The sequence below is a fragment of the Streptomyces sp. NPDC053513 genome, assembly GCF_044544765.1.
Lineage (GTDB): Bacteria > Actinomycetota > Actinomycetes > Streptomycetales > Streptomycetaceae > Streptomyces > Streptomyces litmocidini.
In genome coordinates, this window is sequence record NZ_JBITXP010000001.1 from 456783 (window position 1) to 478217 (window position 21435).

18 protein-coding genes are annotated in these 21435 nt (G+C 74.7%); 8 read left to right on the forward strand and 10 right to left on the reverse strand.

Going from position 1 to position 21435, the window contains the following annotated elements:
• Window positions 1-241 precede the first annotated feature (241 nt).
• Together ACIGW4_RS01855 and ACIGW4_RS01860 are read left to right on the forward strand one after the other, a co-directional pair.
• Window positions 242-1306 carry a right-handed parallel beta-helix repeat-containing protein gene (locus tag ACIGW4_RS01855; RefSeq protein ID WP_359590323.1) on the forward strand — a complete coding sequence of 355 codons (1065 nt, stop codon included), beginning with the start codon at window positions 242-244 and terminating at the stop codon, window positions 1304-1306.
• A 52-nt stretch (window positions 1307-1358) separates the two neighbouring features.
• Complete coding sequence (locus tag ACIGW4_RS01860) at window positions 1359-2396, forward strand: methyltransferase (protein ID WP_398706698.1); 1038 nt, start codon at window positions 1359-1361, stop codon at window positions 2394-2396.
• A 76-nt stretch (window positions 2397-2472) separates the two neighbouring features.
• Here ACIGW4_RS01860 and ACIGW4_RS01865 read toward each other — a convergent pair whose 3' ends face one another.
• From ACIGW4_RS01865 to ACIGW4_RS01895, 7 genes are all read right to left on the reverse strand, one after another.
• Entirely contained in the window at window positions 2473-2805 is a 333-nt protein-coding gene (locus ACIGW4_RS01865; protein WP_030690533.1) for a TcmI family type II polyketide cyclase, read from the reverse strand.
• Window positions 2806-2841: 36 nt separating this feature from the next.
• The gene (locus tag ACIGW4_RS01870; RefSeq protein WP_123457066.1) at window positions 2842-3321 is read right to left on the reverse strand and encodes an SRPBCC family protein; all 480 of its coding nucleotides are present in this window, start codon (window positions 3319-3321) and stop codon (window positions 2842-2844) included.
• 1 nt (window position 3322) lies between these two features.
• Window positions 3323-3580 (reverse strand): acyl carrier protein, encoded by a 258-nt coding sequence (locus tag ACIGW4_RS01875; protein WP_123457065.1) that lies wholly within the window; start codon window positions 3578-3580, stop codon window positions 3323-3325.
• Between the two features lie 26 nt (window positions 3581-3606).
• Complete coding sequence (locus ACIGW4_RS01880) at window positions 3607-4857, reverse strand: beta-ketoacyl synthase N-terminal-like domain-containing protein (protein ID WP_398706695.1); 1251 nt, start codon at window positions 4855-4857, stop codon at window positions 3607-3609.
• On the reverse strand, window positions 4854-6122 hold the full coding sequence (locus ACIGW4_RS01885; protein WP_399577807.1) for a beta-ketoacyl-[acyl-carrier-protein] synthase family protein: 1269 nt from the start codon (window positions 6120-6122) through the stop codon (window positions 4854-4856). The genes ACIGW4_RS01880 and ACIGW4_RS01885 overlap by 4 nt, the downstream gene beginning before the upstream one ends.
• On the reverse strand, window positions 6119-6544 hold the full coding sequence (locus ACIGW4_RS01890; protein ID WP_123457062.1) for a cupin domain-containing protein: 426 nt from the start codon (window positions 6542-6544) through the stop codon (window positions 6119-6121). The genes ACIGW4_RS01885 and ACIGW4_RS01890 overlap by 4 nt, the downstream gene beginning before the upstream one ends.
• Window positions 6545-6659: 115 nt before the next feature.
• Window positions 6660-7784: a SchA/CurD-like domain-containing protein gene (locus ACIGW4_RS01895; RefSeq protein ID WP_123457061.1), complete on the reverse strand. Its 1125-nt coding sequence runs from the start codon at window positions 7782-7784 to the stop codon at window positions 6660-6662.
• A gap of 232 nt (window positions 7785-8016) precedes the next feature.
• Between ACIGW4_RS01895 and ACIGW4_RS01900 the strand changes: the two genes are divergently transcribed.
• Both ACIGW4_RS01900 and ACIGW4_RS01905 read left to right on the forward strand, forming a co-directional pair.
• Complete coding sequence (locus tag ACIGW4_RS01900; RefSeq protein ID WP_399577810.1) at window positions 8017-9675, forward strand: FAD-dependent oxidoreductase; 1659 nt, start codon at window positions 8017-8019, stop codon at window positions 9673-9675.
• Window positions 9676-9816: 141 nt separating this feature from the next.
• The gene (locus tag ACIGW4_RS01905; RefSeq protein WP_123457059.1) at window positions 9817-10518 is read left to right on the forward strand and encodes an adenosylcobinamide amidohydrolase; all 702 of its coding nucleotides are present in this window, start codon (window positions 9817-9819) and stop codon (window positions 10516-10518) included.
• 104 nt (window positions 10519-10622) lie between these two features.
• Here ACIGW4_RS01905 and ACIGW4_RS01910 read toward each other — a convergent pair whose 3' ends face one another.
• Window positions 10623-11270 carry an alpha/beta fold hydrolase gene (locus ACIGW4_RS01910; protein ID WP_398706691.1) on the reverse strand — a complete coding sequence of 216 codons (648 nt, stop codon included), beginning with the start codon at window positions 11268-11270 and terminating at the stop codon, window positions 10623-10625.
• A 398-nt stretch (window positions 11271-11668) separates the two neighbouring features.
• On the opposite strand from ACIGW4_RS01910, the gene ACIGW4_RS01915 reads away from it, so the two are divergent.
• Window positions 11669-13906 carry an alpha-N-acetylglucosaminidase gene (locus ACIGW4_RS01915; RefSeq protein WP_399577813.1) on the forward strand — a complete coding sequence of 746 codons (2238 nt, stop codon included), beginning with the start codon at window positions 11669-11671 and terminating at the stop codon, window positions 13904-13906.
• A 57-nt stretch (window positions 13907-13963) separates the two neighbouring features.
• Here ACIGW4_RS01915 and ACIGW4_RS01920 read toward each other — a convergent pair whose 3' ends face one another.
• The gene (locus tag ACIGW4_RS01920) at window positions 13964-15496 is read right to left on the reverse strand and encodes a TerD family protein (RefSeq protein ID WP_399577816.1); all 1533 of its coding nucleotides are present in this window, start codon (window positions 15494-15496) and stop codon (window positions 13964-13966) included.
• 219 nt (window positions 15497-15715) lie between these two features.
• On the opposite strand from ACIGW4_RS01920, the gene ACIGW4_RS01925 reads away from it, so the two are divergent.
• From ACIGW4_RS01925 to ACIGW4_RS01935, 3 genes are all read left to right on the forward strand, one after another.
• Entirely contained in the window at window positions 15716-17791 is a 2076-nt protein-coding gene (locus ACIGW4_RS01925) for a DUF4139 domain-containing protein (RefSeq protein WP_399577818.1), read from the forward strand.
• 8 nt (window positions 17792-17799) lie between these two features.
• Complete coding sequence (locus tag ACIGW4_RS01930; protein ID WP_399577821.1) at window positions 17800-19362, forward strand: mucoidy inhibitor MuiA family protein; 1563 nt, start codon at window positions 17800-17802, stop codon at window positions 19360-19362.
• A gap of 275 nt (window positions 19363-19637) precedes the next feature.
• Window positions 19638-20717, forward strand: coding sequence for a nitric oxide synthase oxygenase (locus ACIGW4_RS01935; RefSeq protein WP_399577824.1), 1080 nt, complete (start codon window positions 19638-19640; stop codon window positions 20715-20717).
• A gap of 43 nt (window positions 20718-20760) precedes the next feature.
• On the opposite strand, the gene ACIGW4_RS01940 is transcribed toward ACIGW4_RS01935, so the two are convergent.
• On the reverse strand, window positions 20761-21339 hold the full coding sequence (locus ACIGW4_RS01940) for a helix-turn-helix domain-containing protein (RefSeq protein WP_398706683.1): 579 nt from the start codon (window positions 21337-21339) through the stop codon (window positions 20761-20763).
• Window positions 21340-21435 lie beyond the last annotated feature (96 nt).

Genomic DNA, 21435 nt, shown 5'->3' on the forward strand with positions numbered 1-21435 from the left:
TTGCGCGGCCCCCGCAACGCGGGGAGCGCGTTCGGCCGTCCTCCGGTCGGGCTCACGGCCGTCGTCGGCCGCACCCGTCGCAGCAGGTCACCGCGGTGGGCGTACCGCCCCACGGGTGATCTCGCCCCGCACGCGAACGGCCCAGTGCCGGTACGCCCGTCCGCCGAGGCCCTCCGCCCGCCCCGTCCCGGCCGGGGGATCAGCGGTGGCGGGCCGGAACACCCGCTCATAACTTCGCGATATGACGAAACGACAGATCGCCCTCCTGGCGTGCACCGCGGCCCTCACGGCCTCTGGTCTCGGCGCCGCCGCGCCGTCGGCCGACAGCTGGTCGGTGCACCGCGTGAAGCCGGGCGAATCGATCCAGAAGGCCGTGGACTCCGCGCGCCCCGGCGACACGATCCTCCTCTCCCCGGGCACGTACCGCGAGAGCGTCCGCATCACCACCCCGCACCTGACGCTCCGCGGTTCGAGCGTCTTCCCCACCGTCATCGCGCCCCCGGCCGCCCCGGGCACCGACGCCTGCGCCCGAGCGGGCAACGGCGTCTGCGTCACCGGCACCGAGGCCCGCCCCGTCCAGGGCGTGACCGTGCGCTCGCTGACCCTCCGGGGCTTCGCCAAGAACGGCCTGTGGGCCAAGTGGACCGACCGCCTGCGCGTCCAGGGGGTCACCGCCGAGTCCAACGGCACCTGGGGCATCGCCCAGGAGCGTTCCGTCCGCGGCGTGCTGCGGCACAACACCGCCCGGAACAACGGGGACGCCGGGATCTTCCTGGCCAACACCGTCACCGAGGAGGGCGGGGCCACCGACACCCACGGCACCGTCGTCAGCGGCAACCGCGTCTCCGGCAACCGCATCGGCATCACCGTGCGGCGGCTGCGGAACCTGACCGTCGACCACAACGAGGCGACCGGCAACTGCGCCGCCGTGTTCGTCGTGGGCGACGAGTCCACGCCGCGCGCCGGGGCGATGACCGTGCGACAGAACCACGTCCACGAGAACAACAAGCTGTGCCCGAAGACCCCGCGCCTGCCCGCCCTGCAGGGCTCGGGCATCGTGCTCACCGGCGCCGAGGACACCGTCGTCGCGCACAACAGGGTCGAGGACAACGTGGGCGGCTCGCCGCTGTCCGGCGGCATCGTGCTGTTCAAGAGCTTCGTGGGCGTCCCCAACGAGCGGATCGAGATCCGCGACAACGTGGCGCTGCGCAACGGCGCCGCCGACCTGGCCGACCGGGACACCGGAAAGACCAACACCTTCCGCGGCAACACCTGCGGCGTCTCCGAGCCCGCGGGCATGTGCTGACCCTCCCCCTCCCCCACCCGTACGGCACGACAGCAAAGGCAAGGCGAAACAGATGACGACCGTCGAATCCGCCGCATCCGCTCCCCCGCCGCCCATGCGGCTGAGAGAACTCGTCTTCGGCGCGGCGTGCGCCGCCGCCGTGCGCGCGGCCGCCCGCCTGGGCGTGGCCGACGCCCTGGGCGACGCGCCCATGACCGTCGAGGACCTCGCGGCCGCGGTGAAGACCGAACCGCGGACCCTGCGGCGGCTGCTGCGCGCCCTGTCCTGCCAGGGCGTGTTCACCGAACAGTCCGACGGCACCTTCGCGCACACCGAGATGTCCCGTCTGCTGCGCGAGGACGACCCGCACAGCCTGCGCTACATCGCGCTGTGGTGCACCGAGCCCTGGACCTGGGACGTCTGGCCCAAGCTCGACGAGGCGGTGCGCTCCGGCCGGAACGTCTTCGAGGACGTGTACGAGCGGGAGTTCTTCTCGTACCTCAACGAGGAGGCGCCCGAGTCCGCGTACGTGTTCAACCGGGCCATGACGACGTCGAGCAGGCAGTCGGCCGAGGACGTCGCCGAACTGCTCGACCTGAGCGGGGCCTCCTCCGTCGCGGACATCGGCGGCGGCCAGGGCCACGTCCTGGCGAGCCTCCTGGAGAAGCACCCGGCGCTGCACGGCACGCTGCTCGACCTGCCGGCGGTGGTCGGCAACGCCGATCCCCGGCTGCGGGAGGGCGGCTCGCTCGCCTCCCGGGTCCGGATCGAGCCCGGCGACTGCCGCGAGGACGTCCCCGTCCAGGCCGACGTCTACATCATCAAGAACATCCTGGAGTGGGACGACGACAGCACCCGCAGGCTGCTGGCGAACCTCCGGAAGGCGGCGCGGCCCGGAGCCCGCGTCGTCGTCATCGAGAACCTCGTGGACGACACCCCGTCGATGAGGTTCACGACCGCCATGGACCTGCTCCTGCTGCTCAACGTCGGCGGCGCGAAGCACACCAGGCAGAGCATGGTGGAGCGGCTCACGGACGCCGGGCTCGTCATCGGCGAGATCCGTCCGGTCAACGCGTACCTGCACGCCTTCGAGTGCACCGTCCCGGCCTGATCGGCCGGAAACCCGAGGCCGCCCGCTCCGCGTCTGACGCGGGGCGGGCGGCCTCGGGTTTCACCGGGTTCCCGGCTCAGGAGCCGGCGTCCCGCTCCCAGCGGTAGAAGCAGTGCGCCATGGCGTCCTTGGGGCTGCGCCAGGTCGTCGGGTCGTACGCGCTGACGTACGCCGACAGACGCTCGCTGACGCCGCGGAACTCGGGGTGTCCGGCCAGCCTGGCGACGTTCGGCGCCGGGTCCTGCTCGGACTCGATGAGGTGCAGGTAGACGTCGCCGAACTGGAACAGGCTGCGACGGGCGACCCCCACCAGGTGCGGCAGTTCGCCGCGGTCGGAGTCGGCGAACACGTCCGCGATCGCGGGCGCCGAGCCGGGCGCCATGCGGGCGACGATCAGTGCGTGGTGCATCGTTTTCCTTCCTCGGACGGTTCTGTCCGGGATCCGTCAGGCGGGCGTGACCGGGGCGCTCTGCCGCTCGCGCGCGGCCTGCACGATGCGGTCCCGGATGAGGGCCATCTGGGTGCGGGAGTTGCGGTTGATGTTGTCCGTCATCCACGCGTCGTCGACGGGGGCGTCGGGCTTCATCGCGAAGTCCTGGATCCAGCGCATCTGGACGCCGCCGGGCAGCTCCTCGTACTCCCAGGCGATGTCCATGTGCGCGAACGGCCCGGTCTCGACGCGGCGGGCCCGGACCCGCCGGTTCGCGCGGTCCGTGGTGCGCTCCGACACCCAGCTCCAGACCGTCCCGTTCTCGTCCGGGTGCATGGTCAGCCGGAACCTGGTGGTGTCGCCCTTCCGTTCGAGGACCTCGACGGAGGCGTACTCGCTGAAGAGCCGGGGCCAGTTCTCGATGTCGTTGGTCATGTCCCAGACGAGGTCGAGGGGGGCGTCGATGGTGATGCTGTTGTCGGTGTGTCCGGACACGTCAGACTCCTGCGAGGGTGTTGTTGACGAGGGCGACGAACTCCGCCGGCGTCTTGCAGCGCTCGGCGTCGGTGGGCAGCGCCACGCCGTGCCGGTTCTCCAGCTCGCCGACGATGCCGAGGAGGCCGAGCGAGTCGACGCCGAGGCCGCTGAACGGGGTCTCGGGGTCCTTCTCGAGCTGTGCGGGGTCGACGGTGACGCCGGCCGACTGCTTCATCAGCGCGGCCAGTTCGCCGAAGGTGAGTCCGGTGGTGATCATGTGCGTTTCTCCTTCCCCGCCCGGTCCTACCGGGCGAGTCCGCCACCGCGGCGCACGACGAGCGCCGCGTTGGATCCCATGAGTCCCCTGCTGAGGACGAGGGCCGTGCGCAGCTCGGCGGGCCGAGCCGCGGACATCACCACGTCGAGGTCGCAGTCGATGTCGTACACGTTGGGGGTGGGGGGCACGAGGCCGTGTTCCATGGCGAGCACCGCGGCCGCGGCGTCCAGGACGGGCGCCCCGCAGTAGGCCCGGCCGTAGCCGGTCTTGGGTGCCGTCACCGGGACGCGCGTGGCGTGCGCGCCCAGCACGTCGGCGAGCGCCAGGGCCTCGGCGCGGTCCGCCTCCGGCACGCCGAGGGCGTCGAGGAGGACCACGTCGATCTCCTCCGGGGCGCAGCCGGCCTCGTCGAGGGCGACCCGGACGGCCTGGGCGAGCCCCTCCCGGGACTCCTTCCAGCGGGAGGCTCCGGTGAAGGTGGCGCCGTGGCCGGCGACGGTGGCCCGTACGGTCGCGCCCCGGTCGAGGGCGCGGGCCTCGTCCTCGACGAGGAGCATGGCGCCGCCCTCGGCGGGGACGAAGCCGCAGGCCTTGGCCGTGAAGGGCCGGTAGGCGCGGTCCGGGTCGTCGACGGTGCTCAGCTCCGGGTAGCCGAGCTGGCACACCATCGAGTACGGGGCGAGGGGGGCCTCCGCGGCTCCGACGACCACCGCGCCGGTCCCCCGCCGGACGGCGCGGGCGGCGTGGGCGAGGGCGTCGAGGCCGCCGGCCTCGTCGCTCGCGACCACCCCGCACGGGCCCTTGAAGCCGTGCCGGATGGAGATCTGTCCGGTGCTCGCGGCGTAGAACCAGGCGATGGACTGGTACGGGCCGACGAACTTGGAGCCCTGGCCCCACAGCTTCTGCAGTTCGCGCTGGCCGAACTCGCCGCCGCCCGATCCGGCGGCGGTGACGACGCCGACGGAGAAGGGGTCCTCGCCCCCGTCCTCGTGGGCCAGGCCGGCGTCGTCGAGGGCGAGCGCCGCGGCCGCCATGGCGTAGTGGGTGAACCGGTCGGTCTGGACGAGGAAGCGCTCGTCGATGAGGGCCGAGGCGTCGAAGCCCTCGACCTGGCCCGCGACCTTGAGGGGCAGGTGCTCGCAGCCCTCGCGGGTGATCCGTCCGAGAACGCCGAGGCCTTCCCGGACGGACTTCCAGTACGCGTCGGTGCGCAGTCCGTTGGGGGCGATCACACCGATTCCGGTGACGACCGCCCGCCGTGGCCGCTGTGTGCTCATGGTGTCCTCCCGCCCGGCCCGGTCAGGAGCACGGCGGACTGGAAGCCGCCGAAGCCGCTGCCGACGGAGAGCACGTTCCTCAGCTTCCGGGGGCGGGCGGTGCGCGGCACGTAGTCCAGGTCGCACTCGGGGTCGGGGATCTCGTAGTTGGCGGTGGGGGGCACCACCTGGTGCTTCAGGGCGAGCACGCAGGCGGCGACCTCTATCGCGCCGATCGCCCCGAGCGAGTGGCCCACCATGGATTTGATGGAGCTCATGGGCGTGTCGTAGGCGTGGGAGCCCAGGGAGCGCTTGACGGCGGCGGTCTCGTGCCGGTCGTTCTGGCGGGTGCCCGAGCCGTGCGCGTTGACGTAGTCGATCGCCGTGGGGTCGAGCCTGGCCTGGTCGAGCGCGGTGTCGATCGCCCGGGCCATCTCCAGCCCCTCGCCGGTCAGTCCGGTCATGTGGTAGGCGTTGCCGTAGGTGGCGTAGCCGCTGATCTCGCAGTAGATGTGCGCGTCGCGGGCCCTGGCGTGTTCGTACTCCTCCAGGACGAGGACCGCCGCGCCCTCGCCCATGACGAAGCCGTTGCGGCGGTCGTCGAAGGGCTTGGAGGCGTGCTCGGGGTCGTCGTTGTCGGGCGACGTGGCCTTGATGGCGTCGAAGCAGGCCATGGTGATCGGGGAGATCGGCGAGTCCGACGCCCCGGCTATGACGACGTCCGCCCGGCCCTCCTCGATGGTGTGGAAGGCGTAGCCGACGGCGTCGAGGCCGGAGGTGCAGCCGGTGGAGACGGTCTGCACCGGGCCGCGGGCCCCGAACTGTTCGGCGACCACCGCGGCGAGCGTGCTGGGCGCGAAGGCCAGGTGCAGCTTCGGGTCGGCGGCGCGGTGGTCCACGTCCCACCGCCGCCCGCCCTCGCTGACCAGGACGTAGTCGTGCTCCAGCCGGGTGGTGCCGCCGACGGCGCTGCCGAGGCTGACGCCGACGCGCCAGGGGTTCTCGGCGGCGGTGTCGAGCCCGGAGTCGCGTACGGCCTCTCCCGCGGCGACGGCCGCGAACTGGACGTACCGGTCGTTGTGCTCGCTCAGTTCGGGAGGCAGCCCGTGGGCGTACGGGTCGAAGTCGCACTCGGCGGCGATGCGGGAGCGCAGGCCGGCGGGGTCGAACAGGGTGATGCCCCGGGTCGCCGTCCGCCCTTGGGCGAGGAGGTCCCAGAAGGCCGCCGTGCCGGTGCCGCCCGGTGCGACCACACCGATGCCGGTGACGGCCACGCGCCGGGTCACTCGAGGGCCCCCTCCCGCTCCAGGGCCCGATCGGCCTCGGTGTCCTCGGTGTCGACGTGGCCGAGGCTCGGGTGCGGGGCGAGGGGCCCCAGGTGGAAGACCATGCGGGCCTCCACCTCGCCGACGTTGCGGAAGCGGTGCCGGACGTCGATCGGGATCAGCAGGCCCTGGTCGGGCACGAGCGTGTGCGTCTCACCGTCCAGGTCGACTTCGAGCAGGCCCTGGACGACGTACACGAACTCCTCGGAGTACGGGTGGTAGTGCTCGCCGATGCGGTCGCCCGGCTGGACGATGGCCAGCCCCATGAAGCCGCTGGTGGAGCCCACCGTGGCGGGGGTGAGCATGGCCCGCAGGTCACCTCCGCGTCTGCGGTTGGGTTCCGTGTCGCTCAGGTTCACGATGAGCGGACGCTGCTGGAGCATGGTTGATACCTCCGGGTGTGGCGATGACGGGTGACGCACGGTCGGGCGCGGGACCCACCGTGGGGAGCCAGGGGCGAGGCCCACGGTGGGGGCCGGGGAGCCTGGGACCGTTCCCTCAGGAGTCGGCCGCGCGACGGTCGGTGACGGGCAGCATGTCGGCGTGCGACAGGAGGCGGTTGAGGTTGCGCTCGGTGTCCAGGGATCCCTCGATGCCGATCGCGGCGCCGTCGAGGAGCCGTTCGAGCACCTTGGCCTTCCGTTCGCCCTTGACGCCGAGGGCGGCGACGGGATCGAGGTCGAGGTCGCCCTCGACGTCGATGAGGCGCACCACGACGTCGTCGCGCTGGAAGACGGTGCTGCCGTACACGGGGCTGTCGGGGTCGACCGCCGCCTCCGCGTCCTGCTGGGCGAGCAGCCGCGCCAGGTCCGAACCGCGGCCCTGCTTCGCGGGGTAGTACAGGGCGTGGCGCCGCAGGCCGGCCGGTTCGGGGCGGGCGGAGACCACGTGGTGCACGGCGGGGAGGGCCGCCCGGGTGAAGAAGACGCGGGCCGACTCGGGGTCGGTGAGGTCCCGGTCCTGCTCCAGGTAGGGGTTGATGGCCTCCTCGACGGCCCGGACCCCGGGCTGCCGGGCGACGTGCCGCAGCGCAGACAGGAGGTCGCCCTCCACCTCGACGGCCCGCACGACGCGGTTGCCGTGCATGAACAGCGAGGTGCGGCGCAGCCGCGTGTTCTCGTCGACCTGGGCCTCGGGCGACTCGTAGCCGGCCAGGAGCTCCGCGACCTTCGACTCGGAGCCGGGCTTGACGGTGAAGGTGAGCGCGTGGCGGGTCACGCCGTCGCCCACGCGGGCCGCCACCTGCTCGCCCGAGGCGGTCTCGGGCGTGAGCGGCCGCTGGGCGCCGGTCTCCCGGAGGATGCTGTAGCGCATGGACCGGGTGTCCCGGACGCAGCTGTGCATCGGCTTGACCATCTCGACGTGCTCCTCGCTGTTCACCCAGGCGAGGAAGGGCGGGGCGCTCTCCCACTCGCTGGTGATCAGCCACTGCGAGGGGTTCTCGATGGACTGGCACAGCTGGTCGCTGATGTGTCCGGGGACGCCGGCCACCTGCTTGCGCATGACCTCGTACGCCTCCAGGAACTGCTGCTGGGCTCCGTCGTACAGGTCGAGCAGCAGGATCACCCGCAGCCTGGACCCGTCGAACACCGACTGCGATATGCGCGGCGTGGTGGTGGTCATCCGGCGCACCTCTTTCTCTTCTGCGAGAGCGGGAAGGGACCGCCTGACCGGGAAGGCCGGGGTCGTCATGTACCGAACCTTCACGCGGCCCCGACGTCCCCGCGAGCCCCACGGGGCGGATGAGTGAACCGCGCGTCATTCGGGTGGCCCGCGCGCACGGTCCCGGGCTCGGCCGGGCAGGCATCTGCATCCCATCCCCGACCCGCGTCACCGGTGACGCTGGAGGCCATCGATGAAACGAAGCGAAGCGACCGGTGAGATCGGACACCGCACGCCCGTACTCATCGTGGGCGGCTCCCTGGTGGGCCTGTCCACCTCGCTCTTCCTGGGACGTCTCGGCGTGCCGCACACGCTCGTCGAGCGCCATGCGGGCACCTCGATCCACCCGCGCGGACGCGGGAACAACGTGCGCACCATGGAGGTCTTCCGCGCCGCCGGTGTCCGGGGGCGCATCCACGAGGCCGCGAAGACCCTGTCGTCGAACAACGGGATCCTGCAGACGCCGACCCTGGTGGGCGATGCCGGCGAGTGGCTGTTCCGGCACATCGACCCGGGCGGCGGCCTGGCCCGGTTCAGCCCCGCCGAGTGGTGCCTGTGCAGCCAGAACGACCTCGAACCGGTGCTTCTGGAGAGCGCGCGGGAGCTGGGCGGGGACCTGCGGTACTCGACCGAGCTGATGTCGTTCGAGCAGGACGCCGAGGGGGTGACGGCGCGGGTCAAGAGCCGGGAGACCGGCGAGCACACCACCATCCGGGCGGACTACCTCGTCGCGGCGGACGGCCCGCGCAGCCCGATCCGCGAGCAGCTCGGCATCGGGCAGACCGGGCCGGGCGACCTGTTCCACAACGTGAGCGTCACGTTCGAGTCGCGCGACCTCGCGGCCGTCGTCGGCGACCGCCGCTTCATCGTCTGCTACCTCACGAGCCCGGAGGGGGACGGGGCGCTGCTGCCGGTGGACAACGCCGAGCGGTGGGTCTTCCACGCCCCCTGGCACCCCGAACTCGGTGAGACGCTGGAGGAGTTCACCGACGAGCGGTGCAGGGAACACATCCGGCGCGCCGTGGGCGTACCGGACCTGCACGTGGAGATCACGGGCAGGGCGCCCTGGCACGCGGCCGAGCGGATCGCCGAACGGTACGCGGACGGGCGGGTGTTCCTCGCGGGCGACTCGGCCCACGAGATGCCGCCCACGGGGGCCTTCGGCTCCAACACCGGCATCCAGGACGCGCACAACCTCGCCTGGAAGCTCGCCGCGGTACTGGACGGCTGGGCCGGTCCCGGTCTGCTCGCGTCCTACGACGCGGAGCGCCGGCCGGTCGCGGAGGCGACCAGCGCCCGCGCCTCGTCGCGCTCGGTCGAGCACAGCCACCCGGGGTACACCCCCGACCCGGGGGCGGGCGGCCCGGGCGGGAAGCGGGGCGGCATCCTCAACGTCGCGCTGGGCTACCGCTACCCGCGCGGCGCGGTCCTGGGCGCGGACCCGGCGGTGCCGGTCGTTCCGGACGGGCTGCGGCTGACGGGCGAGCCCGGCAGCCGCGCGCCGCACCTGTGGCTGGACCGCGCGGGCGAACGGATCTCCACCCTGGACCTGTACGAGCGGTCCTTCGTGCTGCTGAGTTCGGCGGGGGCCATCGGCGGCTGGCACACGGCGGCGGCGCGCGTCGCCGAGCGCCTGGCGGTGCCCCTCGACTCGTACCGGATCGGCGACGGGCCCGACGCGGAGCTCTCGGCAGCGGACGGCGAGGACTGGGCGGAGGCCCACGGCGTCACCGTGAACGGTGCGGTGCTGGTCCGCCCGGACGGGTTCGTCGCCTGGCGGTCGGAAGGGACGTCGGAGGACCCGGAATCGGCCGTGCGGGCGGCCCTCACGGCCGTACTCGCCCTGGACTGACGGGCGGCCGCACGGACGGGCGGGGCGGTCCGCGTTCCCACGGGAGCGGACCGCCCCGCCCGTCGGCGTCAGGGGGAGGTCGGCGTCAGGTGGAGGGTCGGCCGGTCCGGACCGGTCCGAGGCCGCGCGTTAGGGTGTGGGGTGCTTCCGCGAACCCTTCTCACCGGCCCGTCGCTCGCCGACGCCGCGCTCCTCTCCCACGGAGACCAGGGCCGGGAGTGGCCGCTCCTCGTGTGGGCCCCGGGTCCGGGCGTCCGCATGGTGTCGAGCGCCGTCCTCGGCGGAGGTATCGGCGAGCGCCGGTGGGTCGTCAACGCCCAGGTCCCGCCCGGCTACGCCCGGCTCGACCCCGTCGCCCACCTCCGTGACCTGGCCTCCGGGGCCGGGCTGGAGGGCGCGGGCGTGGGCCTGATGACCGCGGCGTCGGTCGCGGACCGGCGGCACGCCGTGGACGGCGGCGCGCAGGCCCTGGTCACCGCCGGGATAGGGGTGCGGGGCTGGGCCGCGGCCCCGGGGGCGGGCAGCGCGGCGGCGCCGCGGCCCGGCACGATCAACATCGTCGTGTCCCTGCCGGTGCCGCTCACGGACGCCGCACTCGTGAACGCGGTCGCCACCGCCACCGAGGCCAAGGTGCAGGCCCTGGTCGAACTGGGCGCCGACGCCTCCGGCACGCCGACGGACGCGGTCTGTGTGGCCGCGCCCTCGCCGGCCGGCGCCGGGGGCTCCGTCGAGTCGTTCGCCGGACCGCGGTCGGTGTGGGGCGCGCGGCTCGCCCGCGCCGTGCACACGGCGACGCGGGCGGCCTGCGCGGGGCTGCTCGCGCCCCCGGCCGGCACCCGCTGACCGCGGGGCGTACGCGTCCCCGCCCGGCACCCGCTGACCGGGGCGTACGCGTTCTCGGCCGGACCCGCCGTTCCCGCCCCGTCCCCGTCTCTTCCCTCCCGTTCTCAACCGTGCGACAGCAGCGCCGCGGTGAGTTCGGCCGCGCGTCGGTGCCAGAGGTCCGCGCCCCGGAGCATGGCGTGCCCGCCGGTCGGCATGGGGATGCCCGCCGCGTCGGCGCCCGCCTCCCGGGCCCGGCGGACGAACTCCCAGGACTGGCGGGCCGAGGTGACCCGGTCGGTCTCGTCGTGGAGCAGGTAGAGGCGCCGGCCGCCGAGGTGGTCCACGGGCTCGTCGGCGGGGCACCACGGCGCGAGCGCGACGACCCCGCGCACGGCGGGGTCGCCCGCCGCGCGGAGGGCGGCCCGGCCGCCCATGGAGTGGCCGAGGAGCACGACGGGCACGGGCCCGGCCCGCTCCCGGAGCCGTGCGAGGGCGGCCTCGGCGTCCCGGGCGGCGTCGGCCCGGGCGCCGTTCCAGCCGCGGTGGCGGTAGCGCACCTCGGCGATCAGCACGCCCCGGCCCCGGACGGCCCGGGTCACGGCGGCGGCGAAGGGGCGCATGCGCAGGGCCGGCAGGTTGAGCGCGGGCGGCGGCTCGGGGCCGTCGGCGCGGCCGCCGTGGAGCAGCAGCACGGCGGCGGTGGGCACGGCGGGCGCGCTGCGGACGACGAGCGCGGTGGGATCGGCGCGCCGGGTCGGGCACAGGTTCATCGCGCCGCCGTCCCGGCCGGACGGGCCCGGGGGCGCCGGCGTGAGGGCCGGGGGACGTACCCGCTCGTGCGGGCCGTGCGGGCCGTGTGACCGGGCCGCTGCGCCATGGGGGCCTCCAGGAGTCGCTTGCCGTCTGAGGGCCGAAGTCTGCCAGGCCGCACCGGTCGTCAGATACACCGCGCCCCGCCGACGGGCCACCGGACGTGGGCGCCCCGGGCGGCCCGTCCCACGAAACCCGGTTCGCACCCCCGAGTCGAACGCGTGCACCCGCAAGGATGAGCGCCGCCGGTCCTCCGGCTCCGCTTGCGCGGCCGGGGGCGCGGGGCGGCGGAGAGTGATCGTGCCGGGGACGGCAGGGGACGGGCCCCGGCCGTCGTCCCGTTCGAGCAGGGAGCCAGATGGACAGCCGCCTGATCCGTCGTTGCCGCAACACCCTCGTCGTCGTGGTGCTCGCCGTCGTGACCGCCGCCATGCCCGGCGTGCCGGCTCCGCCGGACGGCGCCGCCTCCGCCGCCGTGCTCCCCTTCGACCCCGGCCCGGCCCGGGCGGGGCTGAAGCGGCTGCTGCCGACCCGGGCCGCGCAGTTCACCCTGGTCCCCGTGGCGGAGCCGGGCTCCGGGGACTACTTCTCGGTCTCCGGCAGGGCGGGGGCGATCCAGGTGCGGGGCACCTCGCCGGCCACGCTGCTGACCGGTGTGGGCTGGTACCTGGAGCGGGTCGCGGGGGTCGACATCGGCTGGCCGGGCGACAGCGTCGGCCGGCTGCCGGTCACGCTTCCCGCGGTGCCGGGGACGATCACCCGGTCGGCGAACGTGCCGCACCGCTACGCCCTGAACGACACCGACGAGGGCTACTCCGGCGCGTACCGCGGCTTCGCCTCGTACCGGCGCGACATCGACCTGATGGCGCTGCACGGCGTGAACGAGGTCTTCGTGCCGACCGGGGCCGAGTACCCGTACTACCGGGCCCTCCAGGGGTTCGGCTACGACGCGGCGGAGCTGCGCGCCTGGATCCCCGGCCCCGCGCATCAGGCCTGGTGGCTGCTGCAGAACATGTCGGGCTTCGGCGGGCCGGTGTCGGAGCGGCTGATCGAGGCCCGGGCGGCGCTGGGGAGCCGGATCGCGCACCATCTGCGCGCCCTGGGGATGAAGCCCGTCCTGCCGGGCTTCTTCGGGACGGTGCCGCCGGGCTTCGCCGCCCGGAACCCGGGCGCGGTCACCGTCCCGCAGGGCAGGTGGGTCGGGTTCGCCCGGCCCGACTGGCTGGATCCGACCGGGCCCGTCTTCGCCGAACTGGCCGCCGCCTACTACCGGGAGCAGCGGCACCGGTTCGGTGACAGCGCCATGTTCAAGATGGACCTGCTGCACGAGGGCGGCACCCCCGGGCCGGTCGACGTCGGGCGGGCGGCGGAGGCCGTGCAGCGGGCCCTGGACACCGCGCGTCCCGGGGCCACCTGGGTCATGCTCGGCTGGCAGAACAACCCCTCCGCGGCCCTCCTGAGCGGTGTGGACCGGAGCCGGGTGCTGATCGTCGACGGCCTCTCCGACCGTTACGAGGGACTCGACCGCGAGACGCAGTGGGGCGGTGCGCCCTACGCGTTCGGCGCGATCGCCAACTTCGGCGGGCACACCAGCCTGGGCGCCAACACCGGCGTGTGGACGGACCGTTTCCACGCGTGGCGGAACCGGCCGGACAGCGCGCTGCGCGGCATCGCCTACCTCCCGGAGGGCACCGGCGGGAACCCCGCCGCGTTCGACCTGCTCACCGAACTCGCCTGGGAGCCGGGCCCGGTCGACCAGCGCGCCTGGTTCGCCGCGTACGCCGCCCGGCGCTACGGCGGCGCCGACCCGCACGCGGCCGCCGCGTGGGAGCAGCTGCGCCTCGGCCCGTACAGCGGCGCCTCCGGTACGTGGAGCGAGCCGCAGGACAGCCTCTTCACCGCGCGGCCGAGCCTGACGGCGGTCAGGGCGGCGCGCTGGAGCCCCGGCGCCATGCGGTACGACGCCGCCACGGTGGAGCGCGCCCTGTCGGAACTGCTGAAGGTGGATCCGGCGCTGCGGGGCTCGGACGCGTACCGCTTCGACCTGGTGGACGTGGCGCGCCAGGCGCTCACCAACCGCGGGCGTCTCCTGCTGCCGCGGATCAGGGCCGCGTACGAGACGAAGGACCTGGAGGGCTTCCGGGCTCTGGTGCGCGAGTGGAACGCCTCGGAGGAGCTGCTCGGGCGGCTCGTCGCCTCCGACCGCCGCTTCCTGCTGGGCCCCTGGCTCGCCGACGCCCGCTCCTGGGGGGCCGACGCGGAAGAGAGCGACCGGCTGGAGTACGACGCCCGCTCGATCCTCACCACCTGGGCCGACCGGGGGCCGAGCGAGAACGGCGGTCTGCACGACTACGCCAACCGCGAGTGGGACGGTCTCGTCCGGGACGTGTACGGGCCGCGCTGGGCCGCCTACTTCGCGAGCCTCGACACGGCGCTCGTCCGGGGCACGGCGCCGGTAGCCGTCGACTGGTTCGCCGGGGACGACGCCTGGGCCCACGGCCGGCAGGCCTATCCGACGTCACCGGCCGGTGATCCGGTCGCCCTGGCGGGCGAGGTCGGCGCGGCCCTGGCCGCGGCGACCGCCGCCGGACGGTGACGGGGCGCGCGGCCGGGCCCGCCGTGAGGCGGGTCCGGCCGCCGGTGGCCCCGGCGGTCAGTCCCGGCCGCGTGAGAACCAGTTCTTCCGCGGGGCGGGCCCGTCCTGCTTGTCCGGCCGGGTTGGTTCGCCGGGGGCGGCGAACGGGACGGGTGCCGCCGCGCCCGGCGGGGCCGGGGGCAGGGGCCGGGTCGGCGGCTGCAGACGCTTCAGCCTCGCCCGCCACGGCCCGTCCGCCATCTCGAAGTGGACGATGAGCGGCCCCTCGGGAAGCGGAACGGTCTCGCGCCGCTTGCCGATCTCGTTCACCGCGTTGTCGTACGGGGGCAGGGTCGTGTGGTCGTCGTGCCCCGCGAGTTCGTAGACGTGGACGATGAGGTTGTCGTCGCCGCGGTAGTGGACGGCCAGGTCGGCCACGCCTCCCGTGTGCAGCAGGACGTCGGGGCCGCGGAACTCCGCCTCCTCCTCCGTCAGCCGACGGGCCGCCGCCAACGGCGACACCTGGACCTGCCAGGGCCCCTCGGCCTGGAGCTTCAGACGCAGGGTCCCGTTCTCCGGGACCGTGGCGAGCAGGCGGCCCCGGAAGTCCTCCTCCGTGCTGTTGACGAGGTTGTCCTCCTCCTTGTTGCGCTTGTTGAGCACCCAGAGTCCCGTGTACCCGTCGCCCCTGACGTCGAGCTGGACCACGACCGGCCCCGGCGGGAGCCCGCCCACGGTGATCACATCGTTGTCCCGGCCCGTCTCCGTGTACGGCTCGAAGACGGGTCCGTACGTCCACCGGTCGGCGCCGCCGGGAGGGACGGGGGTCATGGGCGGGACCGCCGCGGGAGGGACGGCGGCGGGAGGAAGCGCCACCGGAGGGGGCGCCAGGGGCGGAGGTACGAAGCCGGGCACGGGAGCCTGCCCTGCCGGCGGAGCCGCGAAGCCGGGCACGGGAGCCGGAAGCGCGAAGCCGGGCACGGGAGCCGGAGCCGCGAAGCCCGGCGCGGGCGTGGGAGTCGCGAAGCCCGGCGCGGGCACGGGAGTCGCCGCGGCAGGCGGAGGCGCGAAATCCGGCGCGGGCACGGGAGGAGTCACGGCCTGCGCCGGCACGCCACCGCCGGGCGGCGCTCCGTTCCCTCCCCCGTCGGCCACGTCCACGCCGTGGTCCGTGGCCAGACCCGCGAGACCGCTCACCCACCCCTGGCCCACGGCGCGGAACTTCCAGCCGCCCGCCCGCCGGTAGAGCTCGGCCAGCACCATCGCCGTCTCCCCGGCGGCGTCCGTGACGTCGTACCGCGCGACCGAGGTGCCGTCGGGGGCGAAGGCCTCCACCGACAGTCCGGCGGCGTCGCGCATCGCGCCGCGCTCCGTCGAACCGACCACGAGGACGCGGGTGATCTGCTCCTCCACCACGGTGAGTCCGACCTCCAGCCACGCCGTACCGGGCTGTGCCGACCCCGGCGTCGCCTCCGTCAGGCGGACGGCTCCGGAGGGGTGCGCCGGGGCGCCGTGGAAGACGACGTCCGCGTCGCCCCTGACCTTTCCGGTCTCGCCGAGCAGCAGCGCCATGGCGTCCACGCCACCGCGTACGGCGATCCTCAACGGCACGGACGGAACGAACCCGTTGCCCCCCTTGGTCATCTCCCCCACGGCGCCCCGCCCTTTCCCTCTCCGCTCCCACCCGAGTCCCTCACACAGAGGATCTTGCAACCGTCGGCGCTCCCGGGACAAGGTCCCGGCCGTGCGCCGCCGCCGGTGCTCCGGAACCGCGCGGACCGGTCCGGCGTAGGCTTCCCCCGACACGGACGGGGCAGAGGGGGAGGCCGCATGACGGTCGGTACGGTGCCGGGGTGGGGGTCGAGTCTGGACTCGGTCGTGGTGTACGCGCGGGGTGCGCTCTGCCGGCGCCTGGCCCGGGGCGTCGTGCCCCCGGACGGCCGGGTGCGGGTGACGGGGCTGCCGCGCGCGCTGGACCCGGGTTCGCTGCGGGCCCGGGTCCTGGGCGCCTCCGGGGCGCGGGTCACCGAGGCGCGGGTGGAGGTCGAGGCGGAGCCGTACGGTGACGGCGTCCCCGACGGACTGCGGCGCGAGGTCGACCGGCTGCGGGAGGCGCACGCGGCGGCGCAGGCCCGCCGTGACCGGCACCGGACCCTGATCGAGGAGGTCGGCGGCCTGCGCCCGGTCCCGCCCGGCCGCAAGCGCGAGGACCCGCACCGCCGCACCCCGGTCGACGCGTGGCTGGAGCTGGCCGACTTCGTCGACGAGCGGCTGGCGGGGCTGCACGCCCGGCTCGCCGAGCTGGACGAGGCGCTCCGGCTCGCCGAGCACGAGCTCGACGTGGCCCGCGACAGGCTCGACCGTGCCTCCACCGACGCGCCGTCGGGGCGGGTCGAGACCTCCGTCGGCGCCGTCCTGGTCCTCCACGGCGCCGAGGAGGCGGAGGAGGTGGAGCTGGAGCTGGAGTACGGCGTGCCGGGTGCCGTCTGGGTGCCGACGTACCGCCTCTCCCACCGTCGGGGCGACGGCAGCGGCCGGCTGGTGCTGCGCGCCTCGGTCGCGCAGCGCACCGGCGAGGACTGGACCGGGGTGCGCCTCGCCCTGGCCACTGCCGACCTGGGGCGCCGCACCGATCTGCCGGCGCTCCGTTCGATCCGGATCGGGCGCCGTCAGTCCGCGCCCGCGCCGTCCGGCTGGCGCGAACCCCCGGCGGGGCTCGCCGACCTGTTCGCGGGGTACGAGGCGGCGGGCCCGGCACCTCTCCGCCTCGGTCCCGCGGTGGGCGGGGCGCCGGGCTCCGCGGCCGGGGGCGCTGCCGTGGATCTCCCCGTGGCGGCTCCCGAGCCGGTTCCGGCGCCGGTGCCGATCGCGCCTCCGGCGTTCACCGGGCCGCCGCAGCCCGGTGGTGCGTACGGCGCCGCCCCGGAGGCCTTCGGCATCGCGCCGCCGGCCCCGCAGGCGCCGGGCGGCCGGTCTCGGGCCGGTGGCGGGGCCGGCTTCGGGGCCCGTCCCGCCCCGGCCCCCGCGGCTCCGGGCGCTGCGCCGCCACCGCCGCCGCCGACGGTGGGTCCGCCGCGGCCGAGCGGCGCCGAACTCGACTACGCCTCCCTGGTGCTGGCCGGCCCGGAGGAGCCGGCCAGCCGCCGCGGGCGACTGTTCCCCGGCTCCTCGTCCGACGCGGTGGCGGCCGAGTACCGCCGCCGCGCCGAGGCGGTCGCCGCGCTGCCGCTGCCCCCGCACGCGGTGCGCCCCCGCGCGTCGGCGGGTTCGTTCGACCACCGCTACGACGCCCCCGCCCGCGCCGACGTGCCCTCGGACGGCACCTGGCACACCGTCACCGTCGGCGAGGTCCCGGTCGTCCTGCGGACCGAGCACATCTGTGTGCCGTCCGTGGAGCAGACCGTGTACGCGACCCTCCTGGTCTCCAACACCACCCGTCAGGCGCTGCTCGCCGGCCCGGTGGAGGTCACCGTCGACGACGACTTCCTGCTGACCGCAGCCCTGCCCACGCTGGCGCCCGGCGGCGTCCGGCGGCTGGGCCTCGGTCCCGCCGAGGGCGTCCGCGTCACCCGGCGCACCCATCTGAAGGAGTCGACGGCGGGCCTGCGCAACAACGTGACCGTCCTCGACCACCGCGTCCACGTGGAGCTGGCCAACCGCCTCGCGGGGCCGGTCACCGTCGAGGTCCACGAGCGGGTGCCGGTCTCCTCCGAGCCGGACGTCCGCATCGAGGAACGCGCCGACTGGACGGCGCCCGAGGACGGCGCCGCACCGGAGCACCACGCCCCGGGCACCCGCGTCTGGCGGGTGGAGCTGCCCGCCGGCGGCACCGCCGTGCTCGACGGCGGCTACGAGATCCGCATACCGGCCGGCAAGGCCCTGGTCGACGGCAACCGCAGGAGCTGACACACGCCATGTCCACGGAGACCAAGCCGATCGCTCTCCCCGTCACCGCCGTCACCTGTCTGGAGGACCGCGCGCACGTCGAGCGCACCGCCGTGCTCGACCTGGAGGCCGGCGTGCAGCGCCTGCGCCTCGGGCCGGTCGGCGCGCTCGCCGTCGACCGCACCCTGCACGCCGAGTTCTCCCCCGGACAGCCGGCCACCGTCCTCGACGTGCGGCTCGTCCGTGACTGGACGCCGCGCGGACCGGTGCCGCCCGCCGAGGACGACTCCGCGCTCCGCCACCGGGCCCACGCCCTCGAAGAGGAGCGCCGCTCCCTGGAGCAGCGCCGCGACCGGCTGCGGACCCGCCTCGACCTGCTGGGCCGGCTCGCGGCCGACCTGCTGCGGGAGATCGGCGAGGGTGCCGGTTCCGGGGAGTCCGAAGGGCCCCGCTGGAGCCGCGAACTGGACCGGGTGGACGCCGAGCGCGACACGTACGGCGAGGAGCTCCGCGCCGCGGAGTCGCGCCTGGCCGCCCTCCGCGCCGAACTCTCCGAGGTCCGCCGGGCCATGGAGCTCGCCGAGGAGGAGCCGGCCGAGCTCGTCGCCCACGTCGAGCTGACCGTGCGGGCCACGACCGCGGGATCCGCACGGCTGCGGCTGAGCCATCTCACCCCGTGCGCGCTGTGGCGGCCGGCCTACCGGGCCGTGCTCGACGGGGAGTCGCTGACGCTGGAGACCGACGCGGTGGTCTGGCAGCGCACCGGCGAGGACTGGTCGGACGTGCGGCTGACGCTGTCGACCGCGCGGTCGGCCCTGGCCGGCGATCCGCCGCGGCTGGTCGAGGACCGGCTGACGCTCAAGGACCGGACGCCGGCGGAGCGCCGCACGATCGACGTCGAGGTGCGCGAGGAGGAGGTCGCGACGCTCGGACCGGCCCCGGTGCTCGGCCTGCCGGGCGTGGACGACGGCGGCGAGGCGCGGGTGCTGCGCTCCCCCGCGCCGGTCTCCGTGCCGGGTGACGGGCGCGCCCACCGGGTGCCGCTCTCGTCGTTCACGACGGCCGCCGACAGCGAGTACGCCTGCTCGCCGGAGCTTTCCCCGCTGGTCACGCAGGTGGTGCGGTTCGACAACCTGTCCGGTCACGCGCTGCTCGCCGGTCCCGTGGACCTCGTCCGGGGCAGCGGGTTCACCGGCCGCGGCACGCTGGACTTCACGGCTCCCGGCGCCGCCGTCGAGCTCGCCTACGGCAGCCGTGACGACCACAGGGTGGTCCGGCGGACCGAGGAGACCCGTGACACCACGGGCCTCACCCAGCGGACCGTGGTCACCCGCACGGTCCGGCTGCACCTGTCCCGGTTCTCGCCGCCCGGGGAGCGGGACGAGCGGGTGGTCGTCCTCCGCGAGCGGATCCCCGTCTCCGAGGTGTCGGCGGTGGAGGTGCGCCTGCGCGAGGAGGCCTGTTCCCCCGCCCCGGACGCGGTCGACGCCGAGGGCATCGTGCGCTGGGACGTCACCCTGCCGCCCGGTGGCCGGCGGACGGTCACGCTGGTGTACGAGCTCTCGGCGGCGGCCAGGGTCGGGGGGATCTGAGCCGGGGAGCACCGGCCCGCGGCGCACCGTCGGCCGCCCTCGGGATCTCGGCGCCGGGCACCTTATCAGCCCGGCGCCCTTTCCATCCCGAACTCTCCTCACTCTCCACAACCGTGCGAACGCGTGCGGTAGTCATGGGGGCAGGAGGGAACACCTTGGTCTTCAGTCTGGGTCGCCGCCGCAAGGCCGCCGCCGTCAGCACCTGTCCGTTCACGTCCGCGTCCGCGCCCCCGGCCGACGCGCCACGACTCCAACAGCATGGCGACGTACAGCTCGTGACGGACCGTCGGGAGGCGGAGAGTTTCGTCCGGCAGTTCCATCACGAGCAGCCCGACGCCGGGGACGTGGAACGCCGGGTCCGCGAGGTGCTGGCCGAGATCGACCGGACCGGCACGTACGAGCACACCCCGGCCGAGCTCTCCTTCGGCGCCCGGGTCGCGTGGCGCAACGCGGCCCGTTGCATCGGCAGGCTCTACTGGCGCAGCCTCGTGGTGCGCGACCTCCGGCACGTCACCTCGGCCGACGGCATCGCCGCCGCCTGCTTCGAGCACCTGAGGACCGCCGGGAACGGCGGCCGGATCCGCCCGGTGATCTCGGTGTTCGCCCCCGACCGGCCGGGGCGCCCCGCGCCGCGGATCGTCAACGACCAACTGGTGCGCTACGCCGGGCACAGCACCCCCGGGGGCCGCTGGATCGGCGATCCGCGCGGTGCCTCATCGACCGCCCGTGCCCGCGCGTTGGGGTGGAAGCGCGACGAAGAGGCCTTCCAGGTGCTTCCGTTGATGGTGGAGGAGCGTCCGGGGGCGCGACCGGAGTGGTACGAGCTGCCGGAGGACTCCGTCCTGGAGGTGCCGCTCCGGCATCCGGACCACGCGTGGCTGGCGGAGCTGGGGCTGCGCTGGTACGCGGTGCCCGCGATCAGCGACATGACGCTGGAGATCGGCGGGGTGCGCTATCCGGCGGCGCCGTTCAACGGCTGGTACATGGGGACGGAGATAGGCGCCCGCAACCTCGCCGACGTCGAGCGCTACGACCTCCTGCCGGTGGTCGCCGACCGCCTGGGCCTCGACCGCTCCTCGGAGCGCACGCTGTGGCGGGACCGGGCGCTCGTGGAGCTCAACGTGGCGGTGCTGCACTCCTTCCAGGAGGCCGGGGTGACGATGGCGGACCATCACACCGAGTCCGAGCGGTTCCTGCGGCACATCGCGCGGGAGAGCCGGCACGGCAGGCCGACGCCCGCCGACTGGAGCTGGATCGTCCCGCCCGTGTCCGGCTCCACGACTCCGGTCTTCCACCGGTACTACGACCCGGTGGACGCGTCCCTGCGTCCCGCCTTCCTGCCCCGGGAGCGGTGAGGGGCCCCGCCTCGGGCGGGGGCCGGGACGACTCGGGTCCGTCTCAGGAGGCCGGGCCGGGCGGCAGGTGGACGGTCATGATCAGCCGGCAGGTCGTCTCTCCCGCGCCGCGGTAGGTGTGGGTGGCGTCGCCGTCGAAGGTGGCGGTCTGCCCGGCCTCGACGGCGTGTTCCGTGCCGTCGACGACCAGGGTCATCCGGCCGGCGGTGACGCTGACGGTCTCCACGACCCCGGCCTGATGGGGGTGGCTGGGGTACTCCTCGCCCGGTTCCAGCGTCCAGCGCCAGACCTCGACCGGCGCCGGGCCCGAGGTCGTGAGCATGAGCCGGGCCTCACTGCCCAGCCTTCCGGTCCAGAGCGGCGCGACGGCGTCGGCGGTCACGACCCGGACGTGGCCTTCGGCCGGCCCTTCGAGCAGGGCGGAGACGGAGATGCCGAGGGTGTCGGCGAGCCGGACGAGGGTGGCGAAGTTCGGGTTGCCCTGGGCCTTCTCCAGGCCCACCAGGGCGCCCTTGCTGACCTGGGCGCGTCTGCCGAGTTCGTCCAGGGACAGGCCGGCGCGAGTGCGGGCCGTCCTCACGTTGCGGGCGAGGGTCCGCAGGGCTGCCTCTGTCTCGGCCATCCGATCACCGTTCTCGCGAGGGGACAGGGGGTGTGGAACGGGAGGGGTGGAGCACTGGAATGCACCAGGCGGTCGTTTGGTTGACCTGCTCGGTCG